The sequence below is a fragment of the Citrobacter sp. Cpo148 genome (genome assembly GCF_030332375.1).
Taxonomy (GTDB): Bacteria; Pseudomonadota; Gammaproteobacteria; order Enterobacterales; family Enterobacteriaceae; genus Citrobacter; species Citrobacter portucalensis.
On sequence record NZ_JAOWHY010000047.1, the window covers coordinates 169,461 to 194,761 of the forward strand.

The following is a 25,301-nucleotide window of genomic DNA, read 5'->3' on the forward strand; positions in this document are numbered from 1 at the left end:
TCCGAACCGGCGAATACAAATACACAAATCATCCCACGACCTCTGTACTCCGACGACGGCGCAGGCTATTCCACGAGTACAGGGCGTTAAACAGTACGACGCCCGCGGTCACACAGAAAACGGCACGAAAACCGTAGTTGGCGGATATCGCTGCCCCCATTAGAGGTCCTGTTACGTTACCGATATCGCGAAATGACTGGTTATAACTGAAAATACGTCCAGCTATTTGATTGGTCGAGTTGTAAACCAGCAGCGTTTGTACCGCCGGGAGCAGAGCGCCGTCGGCCGCACCCAATAAAAAGCGCAGAACACCAAGCTGCCAGGGCGTATGGACAAATGACATCGGAATAAGCAGTAACACAGAAACGATCAGCGCGACGATCAGGATCTTCTCCGGGCCAATTCGATCGCCTAATTTGCCAAGTTTCGGGGCGCTGATTAATGCCGCAACGCCGGGGACAGAGGCTATCATCCCACTGATAAACGCAATATTGCTGACGTTGCCAGCCAACTCTCGAACGTACAGAGTCAGTATTGGCGCGATAGAACCGGTGGCTACCTGAATGATCAAAGTGGTGATAAACAGGCTCAGCACCAGTTTGGGGTTCTTTAAAGAGGCCACGACTTCACGAATGTGCAGCATCTCCTTCTTGCTCACCGGCTGGAAACGCTCGCGGATAAAAAATAGCGTCAGGATGAAGCACACCAGCAGCACGCTGGCGGTGATGAAAAATACCGGGCGTAATCCGTACTGATCCGCGAGCAGCCCGCCAGCTAGCGGCCCGAGCAGTGCGCCACTAACGCCACCGGTTGAAAGCGTTCCCAGTGCCCAGCCGCTTTTATTGCGTGGAACCTGGGTGGCGATCAGTGCATTCGCATTGGGGATGAATCCACCAAGCAGCCCTAACAAGGCGCGCAGGATTAAGAACTGCCAGATATTTTGCGCCAGTCCCATCAGCAGCATCACAATTGCCATGCCCAACGCGGAACGCAGCAGCATGATTTTTCGTCCTTTGCGATCGGCAAGACCACCCCAGAAAGGAGAGGCAATGGCTGAAAAGAGAAAGGTGATGCTGAAGACCAGGCCTGACCACATATTCAGGGCGCTATGACCCGTGACGCCGAGACTCTCGACGTAAAGAGGCAAAAAGGGCATGACCAGGCTAAATGCTGCTCCGGTTAAAAAACAACCTAACCAGGCAACGGTGAGGTTGCGTTTCCAGTTTATGGGGGCATCTGAGGGTGACATAGCGATCCGCAGTGTGATGCGCTGTTTGCGCTATCGATTGAATATAAGTAAGCAGGCTAATTATGCGCCTGGTTGATAGTTGCTGCAATGCGGATAGCAGTTAAACCTAAAACGGGTAGGGAGCGGGTTGCAGCCCACTGGGCTGCAACTCTGCGTCAGTACAGAGAAGGGGAGCCTTCAGGACGTGTCTTGAAGCGACGATGCAACCACATATACTGCTCTGGCGCCATCATGATGCATTGCTCAACAATTTTGTTCATCCACGCAGCTGTAGTCTCTGCGTCGTCCAACGGTGGTGAACATTCTGGAGGCAACATAATCAATTGATACCCTTTACCGTCAGGTTTGCGGCGGGGAACAAACGGTACCAGGCAGGCATTGGACATGCGCGAAAGCATCCAGGTCCCTGAGGTTGTTGCGGCTTGTTCAACGGCAAAAAGTGGTACAAACACGCTGGCGCGAGGGCCGTAATCATGATCCGGCGCGTACCAGACCACTTCGCCCTTTTTCAAGGCTTTAATCATCCCTTTCAGGTCTTTACGATCGAGCATTGATTTATTCGAGCGCATGCGGCCCCAGGTTTGTAGCCAGTCCAGCAGCGGATTGTCGTTAGGCCGATACACACCAATACCCGGCTCCTGCAAGCCAAACTGGCGCGCACCCAGTTCCAGAGTCAGAAAATGCAGACCCACTAACAGAATCCCGCGTTTTTGCGCCTGAACGTCACGGATATGTTCCATTCCGATCACTTCCGTCCAGCGCGAAATACGCTTATCGGACCAAAACCAGGCCATCCCGGTTTCCATTACGCCCATACCTACGGATTCGAAGTTCTTGACGACCATCTGCTGGCGTTCCTGCTCACTCATCTGCGGGAAGCACAGTTCCAGATTTCGGGAAACAATTTTTGCCCGACGTTTCATCAAACGTAGCGCTAGTCGACCTAACGCACAGCCCAACTTAAAGAGGATGGGGTAGGGTAACTGCACGATTAACCAAAGGATGCCAATACCCAGCCAGGTTAACCAATAACGTGGATGCAGTAACGCAGCCGAAAACTTGGGTAAATTCGTCATGTCTATCCTGTCTTCAAACGACCAATTCCCTGTATTGTCGCATTTTTTCGCGCGTATCAAAAATTTGTGACGAGAGAACGGTGATTAATTCCGCAATTGTTGTTGCGATTTTATCGTGAAGTATGAAATGTAGCGTAAAATGTGTGGATGTAAATTGGCGATGTTTGCTTTATTATGCCGCCGATTTTCATTTATTCCTTATTTGCAGGATACGTACACCATGCCAGTGTTACACAACCGCATTTCGAACGACGCCCTCAAAGCCAAAATGCTGGCCGAGACTGAGCCGCGCACGACGATCTCATTCTATAAATATGTCACCATTGCCAATCCTCAGCACACGCGTGATGCGCTGTACCAGATGTTCACCGCATTGAACGTCTTCGGGCGAGTATATCTTGCCCATGAAGGAATTAACGCGCAAATCAGCGTACCGCGAAGCAACGTCGAGGCATTTCGCCAGCAGCTCTATGCGTTTGATGCTGCATTGAAGGATTTACGTCTGAATATTGCGCTGGATGATGACGGTAAATCGTTCTGGGTACTGCGTATGAAAGTCCGCGAACGTATCGTGGCGGATGGTATTGACGATCCAGACTTTGACGCCAGCAACGTGGGGGATTATCTCAAGGCAGCAGAAGTGAACGCCATGCTGGACGATCCTGAAGCGGTATTCATTGATATGCGCAACCACTATGAATATGAGGTGGGTCATTTCGAGAATGCGCTGGAGATACCGGCAGACACGTTCCGCGACCAGTTGCCGAAAGCTGTTGAAATGATGCAGGCGCATAAAGATAAAAAAATCGTGATGTACTGCACGGGTGGGATCCGCTGTGAGAAAGCCAGCGCCTGGATGAAACACAATGGATTTAGCAAAGTCTGGCACATTGAGGGCGGTATTATTGAGTATGCCCGCAAGGCGCGTGAACAGGGACTCCCGGTACGTTTTGTCGGTAAAAACTTTGTCTTTGATGAGCGTATGGGCGAAAGGATCTCTGAAGATGTTATCGCGCATTGCCATCAGTGCGGCACGGCGTGCGATAGCCATACTAATTGCAAAAATGATGGCTGCCATCTGTTGTTTATTCAGTGCCCGGCTTGTGCGCAGAAATATAAAGGCTGCTGTAGCGAGCTGTGTAGCGAAGAGAGTGAGTTGCCGGAAGAGGAACAACGGCGTCGTCGTGCGGGGCGTGAAAATGGCAATAAAATCTTCAATAAATCACGCGGTCACCTGAATACCAAACTGGGTATTCCAGACCCTGCGCAATAACATGATGCCGGATGAGGGGTAGTACCTCATCCGGTAATTCATGCGTTACTTCTGCTGAACACCTTCCACTGAGATGATCAAATCGACTTCCTGCGATGCAGGGCCGAGATCGGTGGTGATGTTGAAATCCTTCAGCTTAATCTTACCTTGCGCTTCAAAACCAGCGCGCGTACCGCCCCAGGGATCGCCACCCTGACCGATGAGCTTCGCGTCCAGCGTAACCGGTTTGGTAACGCCGTTCAGGGTCAAATTACCGGTGATATCCAGGTCATTTCCCTCTTTTTTCACGCTGGTGGAGCTGAAGGTCGCCTGCGGGAATTTTGCCACGTTAAGGAAATCTGCACTGCGCAGATGCTTGTCGCGTTCGGCGTGATTAGTGTCAACGCTGTTGGTGTTGATGGTTACGTTAACCTTATCGGCTGCGGGATTTTTCTCATCAAAGGTAAACGTACCGTCGAAATCTTTGAAAGTGCCGTACAGCCAGCTGTAACCCAGATGCTGAATACGGAAATTAACAAAGGCATGCTGTCCTTCCTTGTCAATTTTGTAATCTGCCGCCACGGCCGACCCGGTAGTGAATAACAGAGAAGCGAGTGTAAGTCCCAGCAGGTTTTTTTTCATTTTAAGCTCCATAGTCAGATGACGATTTTCCCAACATGCGATTGAGGGTATCGTCGTTATCAATAAAGTGATGTTTCAGGGCCATCAGTCCGTGTAGTAGGGATAAAATCACCACGGTCCACGCAAGCCACAGGTGCAAGCTACCGGCGAGGTCGGCCTGGGTACCCGCATTGGCCAGGGTGGCGGGAATGTCGAACCAGCCAAAGACGCTTATCGCTTTGCCATCTGCGGTGGAAATCAGATATCCGCTGATGACTATTGAAAAGAGCAGCAAATAAAGTGCGAGGTGACCCATTGCCGCAGCGATACGGGTTAAACGGGAGTAGCTTGCCAACGCAGCAGGCGGAGGGGAGAACAACCGACAGATAACGCGGATAACCAGTCCCATCATGAGTAGGATGCCGATGCTTTTATGCAGTTCGGGGGCCTGGTGATACCAGCCATCATAGTAGCTAAGCGTGACCATCCATAACCCCAACGCAAACATGCCATATACAGCAATCGCAACCAGCCAATGTAATGTGGCTGACACTACACCATAGCGCTGTGGAGTATTATTGAATTGCATAAGCACACCGATTGATATTTCAGAAGTGAATGAAAATGGCGTGTAAAAGACATTAATGCAACTAATAAATAACAATAGTGATGATATTTATTTTTTGTTCAATAAAGTTGATTGATTGTTGAGATAATCATCAAGGGATTAGTGCGAAAATATGTGGTGGGGCTTAGTTTATGGGATGTTATGGTTTTTGTTATTGTTCAGTTTATTGCAATGAAAATTAAGCTAATCTCAATTTTTGTCAACTATTGTCAGCGCGCAGGAATTAGAAAAACATAATATATATTACATCCATAATGGCCAGCAGCGACCATAAAATAATGTAGAGCATAAGGTGCTCGCGAATATTATTAACCAGATAGTGAAAGATACGGCGCATTGACGTTATTCCTGTCATTAAAAATGGCCTCACCAACGAGGCCATTCATTTATTATCACTTAAAACGGCTTAGCCTGAAGGGGGTCAGGTCAAATTCAGACGGTTTGTCCTGAGCGAAGTCTGCCGCAATCTCTCCCAGTACAGAGGCAAACTTAAAGCCATGTCCGCTCAGTCCGGTAATGATCAGCGTGTTGTCATGTTCCGGCAGAGTATCAATGATAAAGTCCTCATCCGGAGAATTATCGTAAGTGCAGGATGCGCCGTGCAGGCAACAGCCAACGCCAGGCAGAATTGTGCGCAGGAATGGGAAGGCTTCAGAACCGTCGCTGGCTACAGCGGCAAATGGCTTACGCTCTTCTGCAGAGTGAATTACCTGTCCGCCATTGTGCTTACCAATTTTCAGCTCGTCGTTTTCAGCCGGGAAACCGTAGTATTGATCGCCATTTGGCAGTTCGCCGGTGAAGGCCGGGAAGTTATTCTTAACGCTGTAGCGCCCATCGGCCTGATACCAGGCGAACACTTTGCGCACAGGTTGTATCGGTAGTTCAGGGACTAAAGCCTGCACCCAGGTACCGGCGCTGATCACTGCTTTCTTCGCGTGGTAGTCACCGTCAACCGTTTCTACCGTGATGCCATCATCACCGTGATGAATTGCGCTGACCGGGCATTTAAACAGTTGCGCACAGCCTGCTTCTTCCGCCAGACGGATCCAGGTTTTAATTGCTAACTCACTGCGTAAAAAACCGGACTCCGCTTCAAACAGACCGATATAGTTGTCAGGTACGCGAATTTCCGGCCAGCGAGCCATGATGGCCGCTGCATCTAATTGTTCAACGTTAAGTTGCCACTGTTTTGCGCTTTGCGCTGCAGTTGCTAAGAAGGTTGACTCTGCCGGACCGAGGTTGATAACTCCGGAGCGAACAAAAATCGGTTCTTCATTATGGGGGGACAGTTCATCCCACAATGTTTGCGCACGTAGCACCAGCGGAACGTATTTTTCGCCTTCGCCATAAGCATGACGAATTAATCGAGTATCGCCGTGGTGGCTGCCCTGTTGATGTGGTGGCATATGCGCATCGATCATCAGAACCTTCAGACCGGCACGAGTGGCATAGTATCCAGCTGCGGCGCCTACCGAACCGCTGCCAATAATGATTAAGTCGTATTTCATCCGCTTCTCTCTGCAATCGCGATAGTAGAAGGGTAAATAACTGACCTGGAATATTCAACCTGGAAATAAGAAAGGCACCGCTAAGGTGCCTTTTGATGGTTGGATGTATCAGGTTTAATGTCGCTGATACTCATTTACCTGGTAATCGCCAGATTCAATTTTGGCGATTCCTGCTTCTAATATCGAAATAAATTGCCTGGCAACATCAGTGGTTAACCAGAGCGTTTGACCAACTTCAGTCCCATCCGGGTCAGGGCGGTTCGGGGTTTGGTAGTGCAAACGCAGCATCAGCGCATCGTAGCTATCAACAGTGCTGATGTCCCACCCTACAAGCGGATGAGTCTGAATGACTTCATTATTCTTTTCCATCATGCCCCCTAATTCGTGTTACTAGACAACGGTTTTCGAGGTTCAATGCGTTTTTTTCTGAAGCAACTTCAGTATATCAATAAATAAGGGTATTCATTGAAAATTTAAAGAGGGAAGGGCATAAATTTTTTGTTTTCAGCGTTATCTGACTAAGAAACCGACATGTTATTCATTTTTTTTTAGTATGTTGCACAATTATTTTGTTGTTTTGGTTAAAAGATAATCGGTGGGTTAATATTAAATTAAATGCTCGTCAGAAGAAATGTGCGATTGATTACAAGATAGCGTGTATAAAAAAGCCGGGGCGACCCGGCAAACAAACATCACTGCATATCATTATTTATTCGTTAATGAACCAGTCATCCGCGCTTTCCCAGGTTTCCTGTAGGATCTCGCTGATGCGCTCTTTGTCCTCTTTGGTCGCGCCAATAACCGACAGATTGTTTGCGCCGGCATAACGGACGGTAACGTTACCTTCGTTATCCGGAAAATGGTGCTGAATACGGCGGGAGAGTTCACCTGCCAGTGCGTCAATTGCACCGGCAGGTAAAGGTGAAGTTTTGGCAATAGTGACTTCAATACGCATAGTAGCCCCCTGTGGAATATACTGTTTATTTATACAGTTATTCGAATCGGTTGGCTACACTTTTTTTAGCTTTTTACTGACCAGCGTACCGTTTCGCCACCCAGGAAAGGCACCAGCGTATCGTCTTCCAACGCTATGCTCTCAGGAACAAGGTGCTCCATGCGTTCCAGCTCAATAAAGGTCTCATTTACCGGCAAACCATAGAACTGTGGGCCGTTGAGTGAGCAGAAGGCTTCGAAATGGTCCAGCGCATTCATCTCTTCAAACACGGTGGCATAGCTGCCTAGTGCGGTCGGTGCATTAAAGCATCCAGCACAGCCACAGCTTGACTCTTTGCGATGACGTGCGTGCGGCGCTGAGTCGGTACCGAGGAAGGCGCGCGTAAACCCGCTGGCAACCAGTTCACGCAGCGCCTGTTGGTGGACGTTACGTTTGAGGATCGGCAGGCAGTACAGGTGAGGACGAATCCCGCCAACCAGCATGTGGTTGCGGTTAAACATCAGGTGCTGTGGCGTAATAGTCGCTGCCAGAAGCTCGTTACCGTCGCGCACGTATTCGGCAGCATCTTTGGTAGTGATATGCTCGAACACTACTTTCAGCGAGGTCAAACGCTGGCGCAGCGGTTCCATCACTGTTTCAATAAAGCGCGCTTCGCGATCGAAAATATCGATATCTGCATGCGTCACTTCGCCGTGCACCAGCAGCGGCATACCCAATTTTTCCATCCTCTCCAGCACCGGCATGATGGCGTCAATAGAGGTTACGCCATGTGTCGAGTTGGTGGTGGCATTGGCCGGATAGAGTTTTGCTGCGGTGAATACGCCTTCGTTAAATCCACGTTCCAGCTCGTTGGGATCCAGCGTATCCGTTAAGTAGCAGGTCATTAATGGTGTGAAGTCGTGTCCGGCAGGTACCGCGTCAAGAATGCGTTGGCGATAAGCGATAGCCGCGTCAACCGTGGTGACGGGCGGTGCCAGGTTCGGCATGACAATGGCGCGACCATAAATTTCACTGGTGTAGGGCACGACAGTTTTTAACATGTCGCCATCGCGAAAGTGAAGATGCCAGTCGTCTGGGCGGCGGATCTTTAAAACCTGGGATGGTGCAGTCATTAATATGCTCCGGCTGAGGATAGTCTTTTTTGCCGGAAACAAAGGATAAGCGGAAACGTTTTCGTTTGCACGAAAAAAAAGGGCGCATCGGCGCCCTCAGTTTTATTAGTCGGTGAACGGGATGATGATTTCCCCCGGTTTCACCTCAATTCCCTTCGCCAGTTTTTTCGCCAGTGCTTCACCCTGGCTACTGTCATCCTGCAGAATGTAGGCTGGCTGCTGGTTGAAATAGTTACGCAGCGACTGGTTTAAATAAGGCATCAGCGTTTGCAGTACCGACTGCATTTTTTCTGGTGTCACGGTCGCATCCACGACTTCCATCTCTTGCAGATAAATTGCGCCTTTCTCTTTGTTAAATACCGGTAAGGCTTTTAACTTCAGCTTCATGGTCGCTTTCTGGCTGCCAAACAGGGAATTCATGTCCAGGTTGGCGTCACCGGTCAGGGTCACTTTATTGGGTTCTTCACGGCCAATCTGACTGGCGAGATTATTTAGTACGATGTGTGCTTCAGCAACGCCGGGCAAGCCGATATCTTTAGAAAAGTTATTATGCTTTGCCAGGGCCTGATTAATTTCTTGCTCGCTAACCGTGTATTGCGTGAGTTGATTACAACCAACCAACAGGCCGCTGACAATCAGTGCAGCGGCAAAAAAAAACTTTTTCATGGGGTTCCTCAACATGATGCATGTGGCGTAATCGTGACACAAAGCATCATCGAGTACCAGCGCCCCGGACGCCAGCAGAAAAAACTGAAAAGCGCCCGGACGCAGGTTCGGCTATCAGGCGTCTGGCTCCAGCATGCCTCTCGTTGGGCGTTTGAGACTGAATTGCCAGCCCAGCGCCAGGAAGGTGATGAGGCCGATAATACCGAGCATCATCCAGGGCAACTCTGGCTGTGCCAGGGCCTTGCCCATGTCAAACAGCCAGCCGCCGCCGATATATCCAATTGCGCCACCGATAGCGAGCCCCAGTCGACTGAAGCCCATATAGCTTCCTCGGGCACGTGCATTCGCCAGTGAGGCGCTAAGGGTTTCACGCGCTGGTTCGGCGATGATCGAGCCAATATAGAACGTACAGATCAGGGTGAACAACTGCTGCAAATTCCCCACCAGACCGATCGGCATCATGCTCAGAGACATCACCAGCAGACCGGCCATCAGACGATGTTCAAGGCGAAAACGTTTTTCACTCCAGCGGGCAATTGGGTAGAGCAGCGTCAATGAGAGGCACGCCTCGATGGCATACATCCATTTCACAGCGGCCGGTGAACCTGCGATGTCGTTCACCATGATTGGCAGCATCAGCATCACCTGTACCGCCAGCATGTAATAGCCCGCCAGCGTCAGCACATAGGTGACAAAGCGCTTGTCATGCATCACGTGGCTCATCCCTTCGCGCACTGGAATTTTCACCGTCGACAGCTTCCATGCCGGGAGCAGCCAGGCGTTAAACGCCGCGCACAGAACGAACAAAATTGCGCCGGTGGCACAGACAAGACGGAAATCATATTGTAATAACCAACTGCCAAGCAACGCGCCAACCACGGCCCCGACGCTATCCTGCATCATCAGAATAGAGAAAAAGCGCCCGCGCTTTTCCGGGCGGATCAGTTTAACCACCAGCGCCGAGCGGGGTGGATCGAATAGTGTACCGCCCAGTCCGGAGAGAAAGCAGGAAAACCACAGCAGCCACGGCTCATGGGCAATGCCCATGGTGGCGAACCCGGCAGCGCGCATCAGCATGCCGGTGACGATCATCGGTTTTGCACCGAAACGGTCCGCAATAGCACCGCCGAAAATACCCAACCCCTGCTGGATAAATTGACGTAATCCTAGTGCAATACCGACCATCACGGCGGCCCAGCCCATTTGGTCGACGAAACGAATTGAGATCAGCGGGAAAACGACGAAGAAACCCAGCACGACCAGCATATTATCGATGAGAAGGAAGTATTTACCCAGGTTCCTTGCCTGCGAGACTTGCGACATTTCCCCTCCAGGGAAAAACTCGTCACTCTGGATAGAGTTTAAAAGATAAGCACCTCCTATTCTGCGGTGTCGTCATCGCTTTTCCCACCCTTCGCGGGACAATATTTTTTTATCAAAAGTCCGTCTTGATAGAGAGTTTTCATCAAAATGTGTGAATAATTCAAAAAATGGCATTTTGCTCTTTTCACAGGGCGTATTCGCACAGGTATAGTAATGCGAATAGCGTATTGAAGACGTTACGGGAAGGAGTAGGTATAGAATGTTTGGCTATCGCAGTAACGTGCCAAAAGTGCGCTTAACCACCGACCGCCTGGTCGTGCGTTTAGTGCATGAGCGTGATGCCTGGCGTCTGGCAGATTATTACGCAGAAAATCGTCATTTCTTAAAACCCTGGGAACCTATTCGCGATGAAAGCCACTGCTATCCGTCCGGCTGGCAGGCGCGTCTGAGCATGATCTCTGAGTTTCATAAACAGGGCACCGCCTATTATTTTGCGCTGCTCGATCCGGACGAAAAAGAGATTATCGGCGTTGCGAACTTCTCAAACGTAGTGCGGGGATCCTTCCATGCCTGTTATCTCGGCTACTCCATTGCGCAGAAATGGCAGGGGCAGGGGCTAATGTATGAAGCCTTAACCTCGGCCATCCGTTATATGCAGCGCACGCAGCATATTCACCGCATTATGGCTAACTACATGCCACATAATAAGCGCAGCGGTGACCTGCTGGCGCGACTGGGTTTTGAAAAAGAAGGGTATGCCAAAGACTACCTGCTGATTGACGGGCAGTGGCGCGATCACGTGCTGACGGCGTTGACCACATCAGAATGGACCCCCGGCCGCTAAGTTTCAGATGCAGCTATGATTAATGGAGAAGACGATGAAATACGAATTAACCGCCACCGAAGCGCGAGTGATTGGCTGTTTATTAGAAAAACAAGTGACCACGCCGGAACAGTACCCACTCTCCGTTAATGGAGTCGTAACAGCCTGCAATCAAAAAACGAATCGTGAACCGGTGATGAACCTGTCGGAATCGGACGTGCAGGAGCAGTTGGATAACCTGGTTAAGCGACATTTTCTGCGCACGGTGAGCGGTTTTGGCAATCGCGTCACGAAATATGAGCAGCGTTTCTGCAACTCTGAATTTGGCAATCTGAAGCTTAGTGCCGCAGAGGTGGCCATAATCACCACACTGCTGCTGCGGGGCGCTCAGACGCCTGGTGAACTGCGTAGCCGCGCATCCCGTATGTACGAATTCAGCGATATGGCCGAAGTGGAGTCGACGCTGGAAAATCTGGCGAACCGGGAAGATGGGCCTTATGTGATCCGCCTGGCGCGTGAGCCGGGCAAACGTGAAAGTCGCTATATGCACCTGTTTTGTGGTGAGGTTGATGAAGCCATTGCCGCGGCAGATGAACCCCCTGTAGCCTCCGGTGATCTGCAGGCGCGCGTGGAAGCGCTGGAAACGGAAGTCGCAGAACTTAAGCAGCGACTTGATTCCTTGCTGGCGCACCTGGGAGACTAACGTGAAAAAATTACGTATCGGCGTAGTCGGCTTGGGCGGTATTGCACAAAAGGCCTGGCTACCCGTGCTAGGCACCTCCGCGGACTGGACGCTGCAAGGCGCATTTTCACCTTCACGCGATAAAGCGCAGCGTATCTGTGATACCTGGCGAATACCCTACGTGGATTCATTGAAGAATCTGGCGCAAACCTGTGACGCGGTTTTCGTCCACTCCAGTACCGCGACGCACTATGCGGTAGTCAGTGAATTGCTGAATGCCGGAGTTCACGTGTGTGTGGATAAACCGCTGGCGGAAAATCTGCACGAGGCTGAGCAACTGGTCGAGCTGGCCGCGCGGAAAAAACTCACGCTGATGGTCGGGTTTAACCGTCGATTTGCACCGCTGTACCAGGATCTCAAAACCCAGTTGAGCACCGCAGCGTCTGTACGTATGGATAAGCACCGTACGGATAGCGTTGGGCCGTACGATCTGCGCTTCACTCTGCTGGACGACTATCTGCACGTGGTCGATACCGCTTTGTGGCTGGCGGGAGGGCAGGCGCAGTTAAAAAACGGCACGCTGCTGACCAATGAATCTGGTGCGATGCTCTACGCCGAGCATCATTTTTCTGTCGGTCAAATGCAGATAACGACCAGTATGCATCGCCGTGCCGGTAGCCAGCGCGAGAGCGTGCAGGCGGTGACGGACGGCGGCCTGATTGACGTAACTGATATGCGGGAATGGCGGGAAGAGCGTGGGCAAGGTGTTGTTCATAAGCCGATAGCGGGCTGGCAAACGACCTTAGAACAGCGTGGTTTTGCCGGATGTGCCCGTCATTTCATTGAGTGCGTGCAAAATCAGACGGTTCCCCAGACGGCAGGCGAGCAGGCGCTACTGGCCCAGCGTGTTGTTGAAAAGCTGTGGCGGGAGGCGATGGCTGAATAACCCCCTGTAACATCTGGCGGTAGTAATTCATTGTAATCCAGGTACTATATGCCCACTCAAAATAACACCTCTTTTCAACCATAGGCTGGTTTGTCGGCCTGATAAGGTGCCAGGGTGTCGCCATCAGGCACAGCAAAAGTGTCGGATGGCGGCGAGAATGCCTTATCCGACCTACGGGCAGGTTTGTCGGGGTTTTGCCTCAGAGTCTGGAATACAACATAGATGAATTTATTAAAGTCGCTGGCAGCCGTCAGCTCGATGACGATGTTTTCACGTGTGCTGGGTTTTGCACGTGATGCGATTGTCGCCAGAATCTTTGGTGCAGGGATGGCGACAGATGCCTTTTTTGTGGCATTCAAACTTCCTAACCTGTTGCGCCGAATTTTTGCCGAAGGCGCATTTTCGCAGGCATTTGTGCCGATTCTTGCTGAGTACAAAAGCAAGCAGGGGGAAGATGCTACCCGCGTGTTTGTTGCCTACGTTTCCGGACTGTTGACGCTGGCGCTGGCCGTGGTGACGGTAGCCGGGATGTTGGCTGCGCCATGGGTGATATTAGTCACCGCGCCGGGATTTGCCGACACAGCGGATAAATTTGCGCTGACCACTCAACTGCTGCGGATCACTTTTCCCTATATTCTACTGATTTCACTGGCCTCACTGGTTGGTGCGATCCTTAATACCTGGAACCGCTTTTCCATTCCTGCGTTTGCCCCGACCTTTCTGAATATCAGCATGATCGGCTTCGCGCTATTTGCGGCACCCTATTTTAACCCGCCGGTGCTGGCGCTGGCGTGGGCCGTTACGGTTGGCGGCGTGCTACAGCTGATTTATCAGCTTCCGCACTTGAAGAAAATTGGCATGCTGGTGCTGCCGCGCGTGAACTTCCGTGATGCGGGGGCGATGCGTGTCGTCAAGCAAATGGGCCCGGCGATCCTTGGGGTATCGGTCAGCCAGATTTCACTGATCATCAATACGATTTTCGCCTCGTTTCTGGCCTCTGGCTCAGTTTCATGGATGTATTATGCCGACCGTCTGATGGAGTTTCCGTCCGGTGTTCTGGGCGTGGCGCTGGGGACTATCCTGCTGCCATCGCTGTCCAAAAGCTTTTCCAGCGGTAATCATGATGAATATTGTCGCCTGATGGACTGGGGCCTGCGCTTGTGTTTCCTGTTGGCATTACCGAGTGCCGTAGCGTTGGGTATTCTGGCCAAACCGCTGACGGTGTCTCTGTTCCAGTACGGTAAATTTACCGCCTTTGATGCCGCGATGACCCAGCGTGCGCTGGTGGCGTACTCGGTAGGTTTGATTGGCTTGATCGTGGTGAAAGTGTTGGCTCCGGGCTTTTACTCGCGCCAGGATATTAAAACGCCAGTGAAGATTGCCATTGTGACGCTGATTATGACCCAGGTGATGAACCTGGCGTTTATCGGGCCGTTAAAGCATGCCGGGCTGTCGCTGTCGATTGGTCTGGCGGCATGTCTGAACGCTTCACTGCTGTACTGGCAACTGCGGAAACAGAAAATCTTTACCCCACAACCGGGCTGGAGCTGGTTCCTGGCGCGTCTGGTGATTTCCGTGCTGGTGATGTCTGCGGTGCTGGTTGGGATGCTCTACATCATGCCGGATTGGTCGCAGGGAACGATGTTGTGGCGTCTGCTGCGTCTGATGGCGGTCGTGGTGGCAGGTATTGCCGCTTACTTCGCAGCACTCGCCGTACTGGGCTTTAAAGTAAAAGAGTTTGTGCGTCGGACGGCGTAAAGGATCAATGCCGGATGGCGGCATAACGCCGTATCCGGCCTACAAAAGGCGTAGGCCTGATAAGCAAAACGTTATCAGGCTGACATCAAATAGAGAATTTTTTCCCGCCGCGGTGCGCAGCAGAGGTTTGACCGTTTGCGCCATACAACGCCGGTTCCTGGTGCGGTTTCAGCACTTGTATTGCTTGTTGATTACGCTCGATCTGCCCTTCCAGCAGCCAACCGTTGTGCTGGTTGAGGTCGCGTAAATGCTGTGTTTTCTTGGTGATAGTCTGCCAGCGTTCAGCAATCTCATCATTGGCGCTGCGCGTGGCGTCATGTTCCAGGCGGCGCTGCTGCTCAAGATAATCAAGGGTTGCCAGCAAGGAGCTTTTTTCTTCTGTAATACGCTGTAGCTGGCTGCCGTTGATATGCCCTGCGGAAAGCTGCTGCTGTTCAGCATCCATTACCGTTTTCAGGTCATTGAGGACGGTCGTCATCTGGTCAAGTATTTCTGACAAACGAGTCATACTTTATTTACTCTGTAGGTAGCTCTGCGCCTCGCGAATCAGCGAGTCGGCAATTTTTCCGGTATCCATTTTCAATTCACCGTTACGGATTGCGGTTTTCAGTGCTTCCACGCGTTCCATATTGATGTCATTGGTGCCGGGCTGCATCAGTTTGGCCTGGGCGTCGCTCAGCATGACGCTGGTGCTGGTGGTCGTGGTGGTTTTTTCCTTCAGCGCTTTTTGTACCGGCGCATCGCTGGTTTCACGCGGCTGAACGGTGCTTACTGGCTTCAATGGTGAGGTACGATCAATGCTCATTTTATTTTTCCTCATCGAGGGGTTACGCTATAGCGGCCCGCTGTAATCATTGGTTGTTTATCTATCGGCACACGCTAAAAAATCTTTAACCTATTATAGGTTAATAAGAATATTCCCATCAGAATCGACGACGCCGCTCACCACCTGGCCTGAAATCATCCGCACTCGCGCATTCTGTGCGACAGCGGCGTTGTTCAGCGCTTTACCTTCGGCATTGACCCGAAAGCCATCTCCGTTGGCAATTACCAGTACGCGCTGACCGGCCTTGATCCGCCATGCCTGGCGCAACATCGAAAGCTGTATCGGTTGGCCCGGCACCAGATCGCGCAGGCTCACTGCATCCTGCACCTGACTCATATCCAGCACCGCACGCGGCGGTAGTTGGTCCAGTCGACCACGTTTCAGCGTTACGCTGGCTGGGGTCAAGGTGCTACCTCGCGCTACGGACGCAGCGGCAACAACGTAGTTCCCCGTCGCCTGCACGTTCACCTGCAGATAACGTTTTTCGTTGGCACAGCGGGCCAGCACATTCACATTACCCCACAGTTTCGCGCTACCTGACACGCTTAGTGCTGGTTGCTCACAGCTCGGCAGTAAGTTAGGTGACGTTCGGATAGTGACCACCACCTCATCGCTAAATCCGGCCAGGCGCTGGGAAAACCATGCCGTTAGCTGCGAATTCAGGTCTTGCGCCAGCGTCATAGGGCTGAACAGCAGTGCTGCCACGACTATTCCACGTTTAAACGTTTGCATCAAAACCTCGCGCTTTTTCAGGTAGTGGCAGGATTTTACCTGTGTGACGCAGTCATCAACGCAACAAATAGCGACGCATTTTGCGTTTATTCCGGCGATAACGCGCGCGTAATGGGATTTAAGCTGTCGGCTGAATTTTGTCATTTGCGGAGGAGATATGCTCGATAAGCTCGACGCCGCCTTACGTTTTCAACAGGAAGCGCTGAATTTGCGCGCCCAACGCCAGGAAATATTGGCGGCCAACATTGCCAATGCCGACACGCCGGGGTATCAGGCGCGCGACCTGGATTTCGCCAGTGAATTAAAAAAAGTCATGGTGCGAGGACGGGAAGAAACCGGCGGCGTTTCGTTGACGCTGACCTCTGCACAACACATTCCGGCCCAGACCGTTTCTGCGCCGTCTACGGAGCTGCTCTACCGTATTCCTGACCAGCCATCTCTTGATGGCAACACGGTAGATATGGACCGGGAGCGCACGCAATTTGCAGACAACAGCCTCAAATATCAAATGGGGCTGACGGCGCTGGGTGGACAAATCAAAGGCATGATGAACGTGCTGCAAGGAGGGAACTAATTCGTGGCGCTGTTAAATATTTTTGATATCGCAGGTTCTGCGCTGACGGCTCAGTCTAAACGCCTGAACGTCGCGGCCAGCAACATGGCGAATGCGGATAGCGTCAGCGGACCCGACGGTCAGCCGTATCGCGCGAAGCAGGTTGTTTTTCAGGTAGATGCTGCGCCAGGTGCGGCAACCGGTGGCGTAAAAGTCGCTGACGTCATTGAAAGTCAGGCGCCGGATAAGCTGGTTTATGAACCCGGTAATCCGCTGGCCGATGCGAACGGCTATGTAAAAATGCCGAATGTGGACGTTGTTGGCGAGATGGTCAACACCATGTCTGCCTCACGTAGCTACCAGGCAAACGTCGAAGTGCTCAACACCGTGAAAAGCTTGATGCTTAAAACGCTGACGCTAGGCCAGTAAAGGAGGCGCACATGTCTATTGCTGTAAAAATGAATGACCCGAGCACGACGGGGGTTAATGCCGCCACGGGGAACAGCTCCCTGACGGGCAGCAACGCCGCTGACCTGCAAAGCAGCTTTCTTACGCTGCTGGTTGCACAACTGAAAAACCAGGACCCTACCAACCCGCTGCAAAACAACGAACTGACTACCCAGTTGGCGCAAATCAGTACCGTGAGCGGGATTGAGAAACTGAACACTACGCTGGGATCGATCTCCGGGCAGATCGACAACAGTCAGTCGCTGCAGGCCAGTACTCTGATTGGCCACGGGGTCATGATCCCGGGTACCACCATCCTGACCGGTAAAGGGACAGAAGAGGGTGCCAAAACCACGACAACACCATTTGGAATTGAGCTGCAGCAACCGGCAGATAAGGTTACCGCAACCATTACCGATAAAGACGGCAAAGTGGTGCGCACCATTGACATTGGCGGGTTGAAAGCAGGCGTTCATACCTTTACCTGGGACGGCACCATGACCGATGGCACGGATGCACCAAGCGGTTCTTACAACGTGTCAATTGCTGCCAGTAATGGCGGAACGCAACTGGTGGCCCAGCCGCTTCAGTTTGCGCTGGTGCAGGGCGTTATTCGCAGTAACGGCGGTAATACGCTGGATCTGGGCACCTATGGAACCACCACCCTCGACGAAGTACGGCAGATAATTTAAGCCTTCACACTTATCAGGAGTAAGTCATGGCCTTTTCTCAAGCGGTCAGCGGTCTGAACGCTGCAGCGACCAACCTCGATGTCATTGGTAACAACATCGCCAACTCCGCCACCTACGGTTTTAAATCTGGCACGGCATCTTTTGCCGATATGTTTGCCGGTTCGAAAGTCGGTTTGGGCGTTAAAGTTGCGGGTATTACTCAGGACTTTACCGACGGTACTACCACCAACACCGGACGTGGTCTGGACGTTGCTATCAGCCAGAACGGTTTTTTCCGTATGGTAGACAGCAACGGTTCCGTTTTCTACAGCCGTAACGGTCAGTTCAAACTCGATGAAAACCGCAATATCGTTAACATGCAGGGGCTGCAGCTGACAGGCTATCCGGCTACCGGTACACCGCCAACAGTTCAGCAGGGTGCGAACCCGGCACCGATCACTATCCCGAATACGCTGATGGCGGCTAAATCAACCACCACTGCGTCAATGCAGGTCAACCTGAACTCCACTGACAAGGTCCCTACCAAGACCCCGTTTAATCCAAGCGATGCGGATTCCTACAACAAAAAAGGCAGTGTTACCGTTTTCGATAGCCAGGGTAACGCTCATGACATGAATATTTTTTATGTCAAAACAGGCCCTAACAAATGGGATGTCTACACCCAGGATGCCAGCGTTGCGGGTTCAGTTGCCAGCAAGAATGCGGTGATGAACTTTAGTGCTAACGGTACGCTGACTTCTGTGAATAATTATGTTGAAGGGACGGTGCCAGTCGATCCAGCAGATCCGGATGGACCAAAAATCCCCGTTGAAGGTCCAGCTAATGCCCAACCGCAAATTCAGATCTCCACTGGTACGATCAATGGCGCAGTTCCGGCGAACTTCTCCCTGAGCTTCCTGAATTCCATGCAGCAGAACACCGGTGCCAACAACATCGTTGCCACGAATCAGAACGGCTACAAGCCGGGCGATCTGGTGAGCTACCAGATTAACAATGACGGTACCGTGGTCGGTAACTACTCCAACGAACAGCAACAGGTTCTGGGGCAGATCGTGCTGGCAAACTTTGCCAACAACGAAGGTCTGGCGTCTCAGGGCGACAACGTCTGGGCGGCGACTCAGTCTTCTGGCGTGGCGCTGCTGGGTACCGCAGGCGAAGGTAACTTCGGCAAGCTGACCAACGGCGCGCTGGAAGCGTCAAACGTGGATTTGAGTAAAGAACTGGTGAATATGATTGTCGCCCAGCGTAACTATCAGTCGAACGCGCAGACCATCAAAACCCAGGATCAGATCCTCAACACGCTGGTCAACCTGCGCTAAGCGCCTGACGGGATGGCTTAATGGATCACGCAATTTATACCGCCATGGGCGCGGCCAGTCAGACGCTGAATCAACAGGCGGTGACGGCCAGCAACCTGGCAAACGCCTCCACGCCAGGGTTTCGTGCGCAGCTCAATGCACTGCGCGCGGTTCCTGTAGAAGGATTGTCTTTACCGACGCGTACGCTGGTCGTGGCCTCCACGCCGGGGGCCGATATGACGCCCGGTCAGATGGACTATACCTCCCGCCCGCTGGATGTGGCGCTGCAACAGGATGGCTGGTTGGCTGTGCAGACCGCTGACGGTAGCGAAGGATATACCCGTAACGGTGCTATTCAGGTGAGCCCAACGGGTGAACTGACTATTCAGGGACACCCGGTAATTGGCGAAGCCGGACCGATCGCCGTACCAGAAGGCTCGGAAGTCACCATTGCGGCGGACGGGACCATTTCTGCACTTAACCCTGGCGATCCGGCTAATACGGTCGCGCCAGTGGGGCGGTTGAAGCTGGTGAAGGCTACAGGGCTTGAAGTGCAACGTGGCGATGACGGTATGTTCCGTCTGACCCAGGCCGCACAGGCCACCCGTGGTGCGACGTTACAGGCTGACCCCAGCATTCGCGTGATGTCGGGCGTGCTGGAAGGCAGTAACGTTAAACCGGTTGCTGCGATGAGCGACATGATCGCCAACGCCCGCCGCTTTGAAATGCAGATGAAAATTATCAGTAGCGTGGATGATAACGCGGGCCGCGCCAACCAACTGCTGTCGATGAGTTAATACAGGACATTTTATGATCAGTTCATTATGGATCGCCAAAACCGGCCTGGATGCGCAGCAAACCAACATGGATGTGATTGCCAACAACCTGGCAAACGTCAGCACCAACGGATTTAAGCGCCAACGTGCCGTATTTGAAGATCTGTTGTACCAGACGATTCGTCAGCCTGGCGCACAGTCTTCTGAACAGACCACACTGCCGTCTGGTTTGCAGATTGGTACCGGCGTACGTCCGGTTGCGACCGAGCGTTTACACAGCCAGGGTAACCTGTCGCAGACCAACAACAGTAAAGATGTGGCGATTAAAGGCCAGGGCTTTTTCCAGGTCATGTTGCCCGATGGTACGTCCGCTTATACCCGCGACGGTTCTTTCCAGGTGGATCAGAACGGTCAGTTGGTGACGGCGGGTGGTTTTCAGGTTCAGCCTGCCATCACCATTCCGGCTAACTCGCTCAGTATCACCATTGGACGTGACGGTATTGTCAGCGTGACCCAACAGGGGCAGGCGGCGCCTGTTCAGGTCGGGCAGCTTAACCTGACAACCTTCATGAACGATACCGGTCTGGAAAGCATTGGTGAGAATCTGTACACCGAAACGCAGTCATCCGGTGCGCCGAATGAGAGCACGCCAGGGCTGAACGGCGCGGGTCTGCTGTATCAGGGCTATGTTGAAACCTCTAACGTCAACGTGGCGGAAGAGCTGGTAAACATGATCCAGGTTCAGCGCGCTTACGAAATCAACAGTAAAGCGGTATCGACCACCGATCAGATGCTGCAAAAACTGACGCAACTCTAAAGTGGAGCCCGGTGGGGTGAAAACCTCACCGGCACACTGATTTTGAAGATGACCGCAATGCGAAAATACGCGCTTCACCCATACCCAATTTTAGCCCTGCTGGTGGTTTCACTAACAGGATGTGCCTGGATCCCGGCCACGCCGCTCGTGCAGGGCGCAACGTCTGCCCAGCCAGTTCCAGGTCCAACGCCGGTGGCGAATGGCTCAATCTTCCAGTCGGCACAACCGATTAACTATGGTTATCAGCCACTCTTTGAAGATCGTCGTCCACGCAATATTGGCGATACGCTGACCATCGTATTGCAGGAAAACGTCAGCGCGAGCAAAAGCTCTTCGGCGAACGCCAGTCGCGACGGCAAGACAAACTTTGGCTTTGATACCGTACCGCGCTATCTGGAAGGATTGTTCGGTAACGAACGTGCAGACGTAGAAGCCTCCGGCGGTAACTCCTTTAACGGTAAAGGCGGCGCGAACGCCAGAAATACCTTCAGCGGTACGCTGACCGTAACGGTCGATCAGGTACTGGTGAATGGCAACTTACATGTCGTGGGTGAAAAACAGATCGCTATAAATCAGGGCACTGAATTCATCCGCTTCTCCGGGGTTGTTAACCCGCGCACCATCAGTGGCAGCAACTCCGTACCGTCAACCCAGGTTGCGGATGCGCGTATTGAGTACGTCGGCAACGGCTACATCAATGAAGCGCAGAATATGGGCTGGTTGCAGCGTTTCTTCCTTAACTTGTCGCCGATGTAAGCGAGGTACCCAGTGTTTAAATCTTTTGTTGGAATGGTACTGGTGCTGATAACCACCTTTGCGCATGCTGACCGTATTCGTGACCTGACCAGCGTTCAGGGGGTGCGGGAAAACTCGTTGATAGGTTATGGGCTGGTAGTCGGTCTGGATGGAACGGGTGACCAGACCACACAGACGCCGTTTACGACGCAAACGCTCAATAACATGCTTTCGCAGTTGGGGATAACCGTGCCAACTGGTACCAATATGCAGCTGAAAAATGTGGCGGCGGTGATGGTTACCGCGTCGTTTCCTGCATTCGGTCGTCAGGGACAAACCATCGACGTAGTGGTTTCCTCTATGGGGAATGCCAAAAGCCTGCGCGGCGGTACGCTGCTGATGACCCCGTTAAAAGGGGTTGATAGTCAGGTATATGCGCTGGCTCAGGGGAATATTTTGGTGGGCGGTGCGGGTGCGGCTGCAGGTGGCAGTAGCGTGCAGGTTAACCAGCTCAATGGTGGACGCATTACCAACGGCGCGATTATCGAACGTGAATTACCCAGCCAGTTCGGCGGTGGTAACACCATTAATCTGCAGCTCAATAATGAAGATTTCACGATGGCGCAGCAGATTACCGACACCATCAACCGCTCGCGTGGCTTTGGTAGCGCAACAGCATTGGATGCCCGAACCATTCAGGTGCGCGTGCCAAGCGGTAACAGCTCGCAGGTGCGTTTCCTCGCTGATATCCAGAATATTGAGGTGAACGTCACGCCGCAGGATGCGAAAGTGATTATCAACTCGCGCACCGGATCTGTCGTCATGAACCGCGAAGTGACGCTGGATAGCTGTGCTGTGGCACAAGGCAACTTGTCGATTACGGTAAACCGCCAGGCGAACGTCAGCCAGCCGGACACACCATTTGGCGGTGGACAAACCGTGGTGACGCCACAAACCCAGATTGACCTGCGCCAGAGCGGTGGTTCGTTGCAAAGCGTGCGTTCCAGCGCCAACCTGAACAATGTGGTACGTGCGCTGAATGCGCTGGGGGCAACGCCGATGGATCTGATGTCCATTCTGCAATCGATGCAGAGCGCGGGTTGCTTACGCGCCAAACTGGAAATCATCTAATGATTGGTGACAGCAAACTGTTGACCAGCGCTGCCTGGGATGCGCAATCACTGAACGAATTGAAAGCGAAAGCGGGCCAGGACCCGGCGGCGAATATCCGTCCGGTCGCCCGTCAGGTTGAAGGGATGTTCGTGCAGATGATGCTGAAAAGCATGCGTGAAGCGCTGCCGAAAGATGGCGTGTTTAGCAGCGATTCAACGCGCTTGTATACCAGTATGTATGACCAACAAATTGCGCAGCAAATGACCGCAGGCAAAGGTCTGGGGTTGGCTGAAATGATGGTCAAGCAGATGACTGAAGGGCAAGCGCAACCTGCGGATGACGCGCCGCAGGTGCCGATGAAGTTTTCACTGGAAACGGTGACCAGCTATCAAAATCAGGCATTGACGCAACTGGTCCGCAAAGCCATCCCCCGGGCGACAGAAAGCAATGATGAGCCGCTGTCAGGTGACAGTAAAGACTTCCTCGCCCAGCTATCGCTGCCGGCTAAGCTGGCCAGCCAGCAAAGCGGCGTCCCGCATCATCTGATTCTGGCACAGGCGGCGCTGGAATCCGGATGGGGGCAGCGACAAATTCGCCGTGAGAACGGTGAACCGAGCTTCAACATTTTTGGCGTGAAGGCTTCGGGAAGCTGGAAAGGTCCAACCACTGAAATCACCACGACTGAATATGAAAACGGTGAGGCGAAAAAGGTGAAAGCCAGATTCCGCGTCTATAGCTCTTACCTTGAGGCGTTGTCGGATTATGTCGGTCTGATATCCCGTAACCCGCGCTATGCAGCAGTGACCGCTGCCTCGACCGCCGAGCAAGGGGCGCAGGCATTGCAAAATGCGGGTTACGCCACGGACCCTAACTATGCGCGAAAATTAACCAGCATGATCCAGCAGTTGAAATCGATGAGTGAAAAAGTGAGCAAAACCTACAGCACGAACATCGATAATCTCTTTTAAATAGCTCAAGTCTACCGACCTGCTGCCGATAATAACGAGTATTGAAGGATTACAAGGAACCTCCATGTCCAGCTTGATTAATAACGCGATGAGTGGACTCAGCGCAGCGCAGGCCGCGTTGAATACTGCCAGTAACAACATCTCCAGCTATAACGTTGCCGGATATACCCGACAGACGACAATTATGGCGCAAGCGAACAGCACGCTGGGTGCGGGGGGCTGGGTAGGCAATGGTGTCTATGTTTCTGGTGTACAACGTGAATATGACTCCTTTATCACTAACCAGTTGCGAGCAGCGCAGAACCAGAGCAGCGGTCTGACGACACGTTATGAGCAAATGTCAAAAATCGACAATCTGCTCTCCAGCAAAACCAGTTCTATTTCGACCTCCATGCAGGACTTTTTTACCAGCCTGCAAACGCTGGTCAGCAACGCCGAAGATCCGGCGGCACGCCAGGCGCTAATCGGTAAAGCTGATGGATTGGTAAATCAGTTTAAAACGACCGACCAGTATCTGCGCGATCAGGATAAGCAGGTCAATACCGCGATTAAAGCCAGCGTTGATCAGATCAACAACTATTCGAAACAAATTGCCAGCCTCAACGACCAGATTTCTCGTATGACAGGCGTCGGCGCAGGTGCGTCTCCTAACGACCTGCTTGACCAGCGCGATCAGCTGGTCAGTGAATTGAATCAGATTGTCGGTGTTGAAGTCAGCGTTCAGGATGGTGGCACTTACAACCTGACCATGGCCAACGGCTATTCGCTGGTACAGGGCAGCAATGCACGTCAACTGGCGGCAGTGCCTTCCAGCGATGATCCTAATCGTACAACCGTGGCCTACGTTGATGGCGTTGCCGGAGCTGTTGAAATTCCGGAGAAACTGCTGAATACCGGTTCACTGGGCGGACTGCTCACCTTCCGTTCTCAGGAGCTGGATCAGACGCGTAATACCCTCGGTCAACTGGCGCTTGCATTTGCCAGTGCATTTAACGCCCAGCATAAAGAAGGTTTTGATGCCAACGGCGTTAAAGGTGAGAATTTCTTCGATATCGGCAGCCCGTCAGTTTTGAGTAATAAGAATAACATTGGCAAAGCGGAATTAACTGCAGAAGTTGGTGACAGTTCGAAAGTACAGGCTACCGACTATAAGGTTGTGTTCAGTGGCGGTAAGTGGCAGGTGACGCGTCTGGCAGATAACACAACGTTTGAAGCTAAACCTGATAAGGACGGAAAACTGGATATTGATGGTCTGAAAGTGACGGTGACTATTGATCCCACCAAGCCCGGGCCTCAAGAAAATGACAGTTTTATTCTGAAGCCGGTAGAGAACGTCATCGTTGATATGAAAGTCAAGGTGACCGATGAGTCGAAAATCGCCATGGCTCAAGTGTCTAAAAATGATACGGACCCCACCATCGATAAAGGCAAGAGCGACAACCGTAACGGTCAGAAACTGTTAGATCTGCAAACCAAAGCGACTGTCGGCAATAAGACCTTCAACGATGCATATGCCACGCTGGTAAGCGATGTCGGGAACAAAACCGCTACGCTGAAAACCAGTGCCACCACCCAGAACAACGTGGTGACACAGCTTTACCGGCAGCAACAATCTATTTCCGGCGTAAACCTCGACGAAGAGTACGGTAATTTACAGCGTTTTCAGCAGTATTACCTGGCTAACGCGCAAGTGCTGCAGACCGCGAATGCGTTGTTTGATGCACTGATTAATATCCGCTAAGGGA

29 protein-coding genes are annotated in these 25,301 nt (G+C 52.1%); 15 read left to right on the forward strand and 14 right to left on the reverse strand.

All coding sequences use genetic code 11. From position 1 onward, the window contains the following. Positions 1 to 28: 28 nt before the first annotated feature. Together mdtG and OGY10_RS17905 are read right to left on the reverse strand one after the other, a co-directional pair. On the reverse strand, positions 29 to 1,249 hold the full coding sequence (mdtG, locus tag OGY10_RS17900; RefSeq protein ID WP_032942948.1) for a multidrug efflux MFS transporter MdtG: 1,221 nt from the start codon (positions 1,247 to 1,249) through the stop codon (positions 29 to 31). Between the two features lie 155 nt (positions 1,250 to 1,404). After that, on the reverse strand, positions 1,405 to 2,325 hold the full coding sequence (locus OGY10_RS17905) for a Kdo(2)-lipid IV(A) acyltransferase (RefSeq protein WP_003036136.1): 921 nt from the start codon (positions 2,323 to 2,325) through the stop codon (positions 1,405 to 1,407). A 220-nt stretch (positions 2,326 to 2,545) separates the two neighbouring features. Between OGY10_RS17905 and trhO the strand changes: the two genes are divergently transcribed. Further along, positions 2,546 to 3,598, forward strand: coding sequence for an oxygen-dependent tRNA uridine(34) hydroxylase TrhO (gene trhO, locus OGY10_RS17910; protein WP_191226195.1), 1,053 nt, complete (start codon positions 2,546 to 2,548; stop codon positions 3,596 to 3,598). 45 nt (positions 3,599 to 3,643) lie between these two features. On the opposite strand, the gene OGY10_RS17915 is transcribed toward trhO, so the two are convergent. From OGY10_RS17915 to mdtH, 9 genes are all read right to left on the reverse strand, one after another. Next, positions 3,644 to 4,219, reverse strand: a complete 576-nt coding sequence (locus OGY10_RS17915) for a YceI family protein (RefSeq protein WP_003832130.1) — start codon at positions 4,217 to 4,219, stop codon at positions 3,644 to 3,646. Position 4,220: 1 nt separating this feature from the next. After that, the gene (locus OGY10_RS17920) at positions 4,221 to 4,787 is read right to left on the reverse strand and encodes a cytochrome b (RefSeq protein WP_191226194.1); all 567 of its coding nucleotides are present in this window, start codon (positions 4,785 to 4,787) and stop codon (positions 4,221 to 4,223) included. Between the two features lie 262 nt (positions 4,788 to 5,049). Then, a complete protein-coding gene (locus OGY10_RS17925) occupies positions 5,050 to 5,163 on the reverse strand; it encodes a YceO family protein (RefSeq protein ID WP_003036148.1) in 114 nt (37 codons plus the stop codon). Between the two features lie 55 nt (positions 5,164 to 5,218). Then, the gene (solA, locus tag OGY10_RS17930) at positions 5,219 to 6,334 is read right to left on the reverse strand and encodes an N-methyl-L-tryptophan oxidase (protein WP_125363405.1); all 1,116 of its coding nucleotides are present in this window, start codon (positions 6,332 to 6,334) and stop codon (positions 5,219 to 5,221) included. Between the two features lie 114 nt (positions 6,335 to 6,448). Further along, positions 6,449 to 6,703, reverse strand: coding sequence for a biofilm formation regulator BssS (gene bssS, locus OGY10_RS17935; protein ID WP_003036154.1), 255 nt, complete (start codon positions 6,701 to 6,703; stop codon positions 6,449 to 6,451). 340 nt (positions 6,704 to 7,043) lie between these two features. Continuing rightward, positions 7,044 to 7,289 (reverse strand): DNA damage-inducible protein I, encoded by a 246-nt coding sequence (gene dinI, locus OGY10_RS17940; RefSeq protein WP_003036157.1) that lies wholly within the window; start codon positions 7,287 to 7,289, stop codon positions 7,044 to 7,046. A 65-nt stretch (positions 7,290 to 7,354) separates the two neighbouring features. Next, entirely contained in the window at positions 7,355 to 8,401 is a 1,047-nt protein-coding gene (gene pyrC, locus OGY10_RS17945; protein ID WP_008784353.1) for a dihydroorotase, read from the reverse strand. A 105-nt stretch (positions 8,402 to 8,506) separates the two neighbouring features. After that, positions 8,507 to 9,067, reverse strand: coding sequence for a lipoprotein (locus tag OGY10_RS17950; protein WP_020996498.1), 561 nt, complete (start codon positions 9,065 to 9,067; stop codon positions 8,507 to 8,509). Between the two features lie 114 nt (positions 9,068 to 9,181). After that, the gene (gene mdtH / locus OGY10_RS17955) at positions 9,182 to 10,390 is read right to left on the reverse strand and encodes a multidrug efflux MFS transporter MdtH (protein ID WP_191226193.1); all 1,209 of its coding nucleotides are present in this window, start codon (positions 10,388 to 10,390) and stop codon (positions 9,182 to 9,184) included. Between the two features lie 259 nt (positions 10,391 to 10,649). Between mdtH and rimJ the strand changes: the two genes are divergently transcribed. From rimJ to murJ, 4 genes are all read left to right on the forward strand, one after another. Continuing rightward, complete coding sequence (gene rimJ / locus OGY10_RS17960; RefSeq protein ID WP_003832145.1) at positions 10,650 to 11,234, forward strand: ribosomal protein S5-alanine N-acetyltransferase; 585 nt, start codon at positions 10,650 to 10,652, stop codon at positions 11,232 to 11,234. Between the two features lie 34 nt (positions 11,235 to 11,268). Further along, positions 11,269 to 11,916 carry a YceH family protein gene (locus OGY10_RS17965; protein ID WP_020996497.1) on the forward strand — a complete coding sequence of 216 codons (648 nt, stop codon included), beginning with the start codon at positions 11,269 to 11,271 and terminating at the stop codon, positions 11,914 to 11,916. Between the two features lies 1 nt (position 11,917). Next, complete coding sequence (locus OGY10_RS17970; RefSeq protein ID WP_191226192.1) at positions 11,918 to 12,841, forward strand: Gfo/Idh/MocA family protein; 924 nt, start codon at positions 11,918 to 11,920, stop codon at positions 12,839 to 12,841. Positions 12,842 to 13,063: 222 nt separating this feature from the next. Next, positions 13,064 to 14,599: a murein biosynthesis integral membrane protein MurJ gene (murJ, locus tag OGY10_RS17975; protein ID WP_003832150.1), complete on the forward strand. Its 1,536-nt coding sequence runs from the start codon at positions 13,064 to 13,066 to the stop codon at positions 14,597 to 14,599. Between the two features lie 85 nt (positions 14,600 to 14,684). On the opposite strand, the gene flgN is transcribed toward murJ, so the two are convergent. From flgN to flgA, 3 genes are all read right to left on the reverse strand, one after another. Then, a complete protein-coding gene (gene flgN / locus OGY10_RS17980; protein WP_003036178.1) occupies positions 14,685 to 15,107 on the reverse strand; it encodes a flagella biosynthesis chaperone FlgN in 423 nt (140 codons plus the stop codon). Positions 15,108 to 15,110: 3 nt separating this feature from the next. Beyond that, on the reverse strand, positions 15,111 to 15,404 hold the full coding sequence (gene flgM / locus OGY10_RS17985) for a flagellar biosynthesis anti-sigma factor FlgM (RefSeq protein WP_128611796.1): 294 nt from the start codon (positions 15,402 to 15,404) through the stop codon (positions 15,111 to 15,113). Positions 15,405 to 15,497: 93 nt separating this feature from the next. Next, positions 15,498 to 16,157: a flagellar basal body P-ring formation chaperone FlgA gene (flgA, locus tag OGY10_RS17990; protein WP_003832155.1), complete on the reverse strand. Its 660-nt coding sequence runs from the start codon at positions 16,155 to 16,157 to the stop codon at positions 15,498 to 15,500. Positions 16,158 to 16,314: 157 nt separating this feature from the next. On the opposite strand from flgA, the gene flgB reads away from it, so the two are divergent. The 10 genes from flgB to flgK all read left to right on the forward strand — a co-directional run bounded on the left by flgB (position 16,315) and on the right by flgK (position 25,297). Beyond that, the gene (gene flgB, locus OGY10_RS17995; protein WP_003036189.1) at positions 16,315 to 16,731 is read left to right on the forward strand and encodes a flagellar basal body rod protein FlgB; all 417 of its coding nucleotides are present in this window, start codon (positions 16,315 to 16,317) and stop codon (positions 16,729 to 16,731) included. 3 nt (positions 16,732 to 16,734) lie between these two features. Beyond that, positions 16,735 to 17,139 carry a flagellar basal body rod protein FlgC gene (gene flgC, locus OGY10_RS18000; protein ID WP_003036191.1) on the forward strand — a complete coding sequence of 135 codons (405 nt, stop codon included), beginning with the start codon at positions 16,735 to 16,737 and terminating at the stop codon, positions 17,137 to 17,139. A gap of 11 nt (positions 17,140 to 17,150) precedes the next feature. Beyond that, entirely contained in the window at positions 17,151 to 17,849 is a 699-nt protein-coding gene (flgD, locus tag OGY10_RS18005) for a flagellar hook assembly protein FlgD (protein WP_008784359.1), read from the forward strand. A gap of 26 nt (positions 17,850 to 17,875) precedes the next feature. Further along, complete coding sequence (gene flgE / locus OGY10_RS18010; protein ID WP_191226173.1) at positions 17,876 to 19,168, forward strand: flagellar hook protein FlgE; 1,293 nt, start codon at positions 17,876 to 17,878, stop codon at positions 19,166 to 19,168. Between the two features lie 20 nt (positions 19,169 to 19,188). After that, positions 19,189 to 19,944, forward strand: a complete 756-nt coding sequence (locus OGY10_RS18015) for a flagellar basal body rod protein FlgF (protein ID WP_003832161.1) — start codon at positions 19,189 to 19,191, stop codon at positions 19,942 to 19,944. A gap of 13 nt (positions 19,945 to 19,957) precedes the next feature. After that, positions 19,958 to 20,740 (forward strand): flagellar basal-body rod protein FlgG, encoded by a 783-nt coding sequence (flgG, locus tag OGY10_RS18020; protein ID WP_003036202.1) that lies wholly within the window; start codon positions 19,958 to 19,960, stop codon positions 20,738 to 20,740. Between the two features lie 57 nt (positions 20,741 to 20,797). Then, the gene (locus OGY10_RS18025; protein ID WP_032934415.1) at positions 20,798 to 21,496 is read left to right on the forward strand and encodes a flagellar basal body L-ring protein FlgH; all 699 of its coding nucleotides are present in this window, start codon (positions 20,798 to 20,800) and stop codon (positions 21,494 to 21,496) included. A gap of 33 nt (positions 21,497 to 21,529) precedes the next feature. Continuing rightward, positions 21,530 to 22,606 carry a flagellar basal body P-ring protein FlgI gene (locus OGY10_RS18030; RefSeq protein ID WP_032934416.1) on the forward strand — a complete coding sequence of 359 codons (1,077 nt, stop codon included), beginning with the start codon at positions 21,530 to 21,532 and terminating at the stop codon, positions 22,604 to 22,606. Next, the gene (gene flgJ / locus OGY10_RS18035; protein WP_079934896.1) at positions 22,606 to 23,556 is read left to right on the forward strand and encodes a flagellar assembly peptidoglycan hydrolase FlgJ; all 951 of its coding nucleotides are present in this window, start codon (positions 22,606 to 22,608) and stop codon (positions 23,554 to 23,556) included. Before OGY10_RS18030 ends, flgJ begins: the two co-directional genes overlap by 1 nt. Before the next feature lie 64 nt (positions 23,557 to 23,620). Further along, positions 23,621 to 25,297 carry a flagellar hook-associated protein FlgK gene (gene flgK / locus OGY10_RS18040; RefSeq protein WP_079934895.1) on the forward strand — a complete coding sequence of 559 codons (1,677 nt, stop codon included), beginning with the start codon at positions 23,621 to 23,623 and terminating at the stop codon, positions 25,295 to 25,297. Positions 25,298 to 25,301 lie beyond the last annotated feature (4 nt).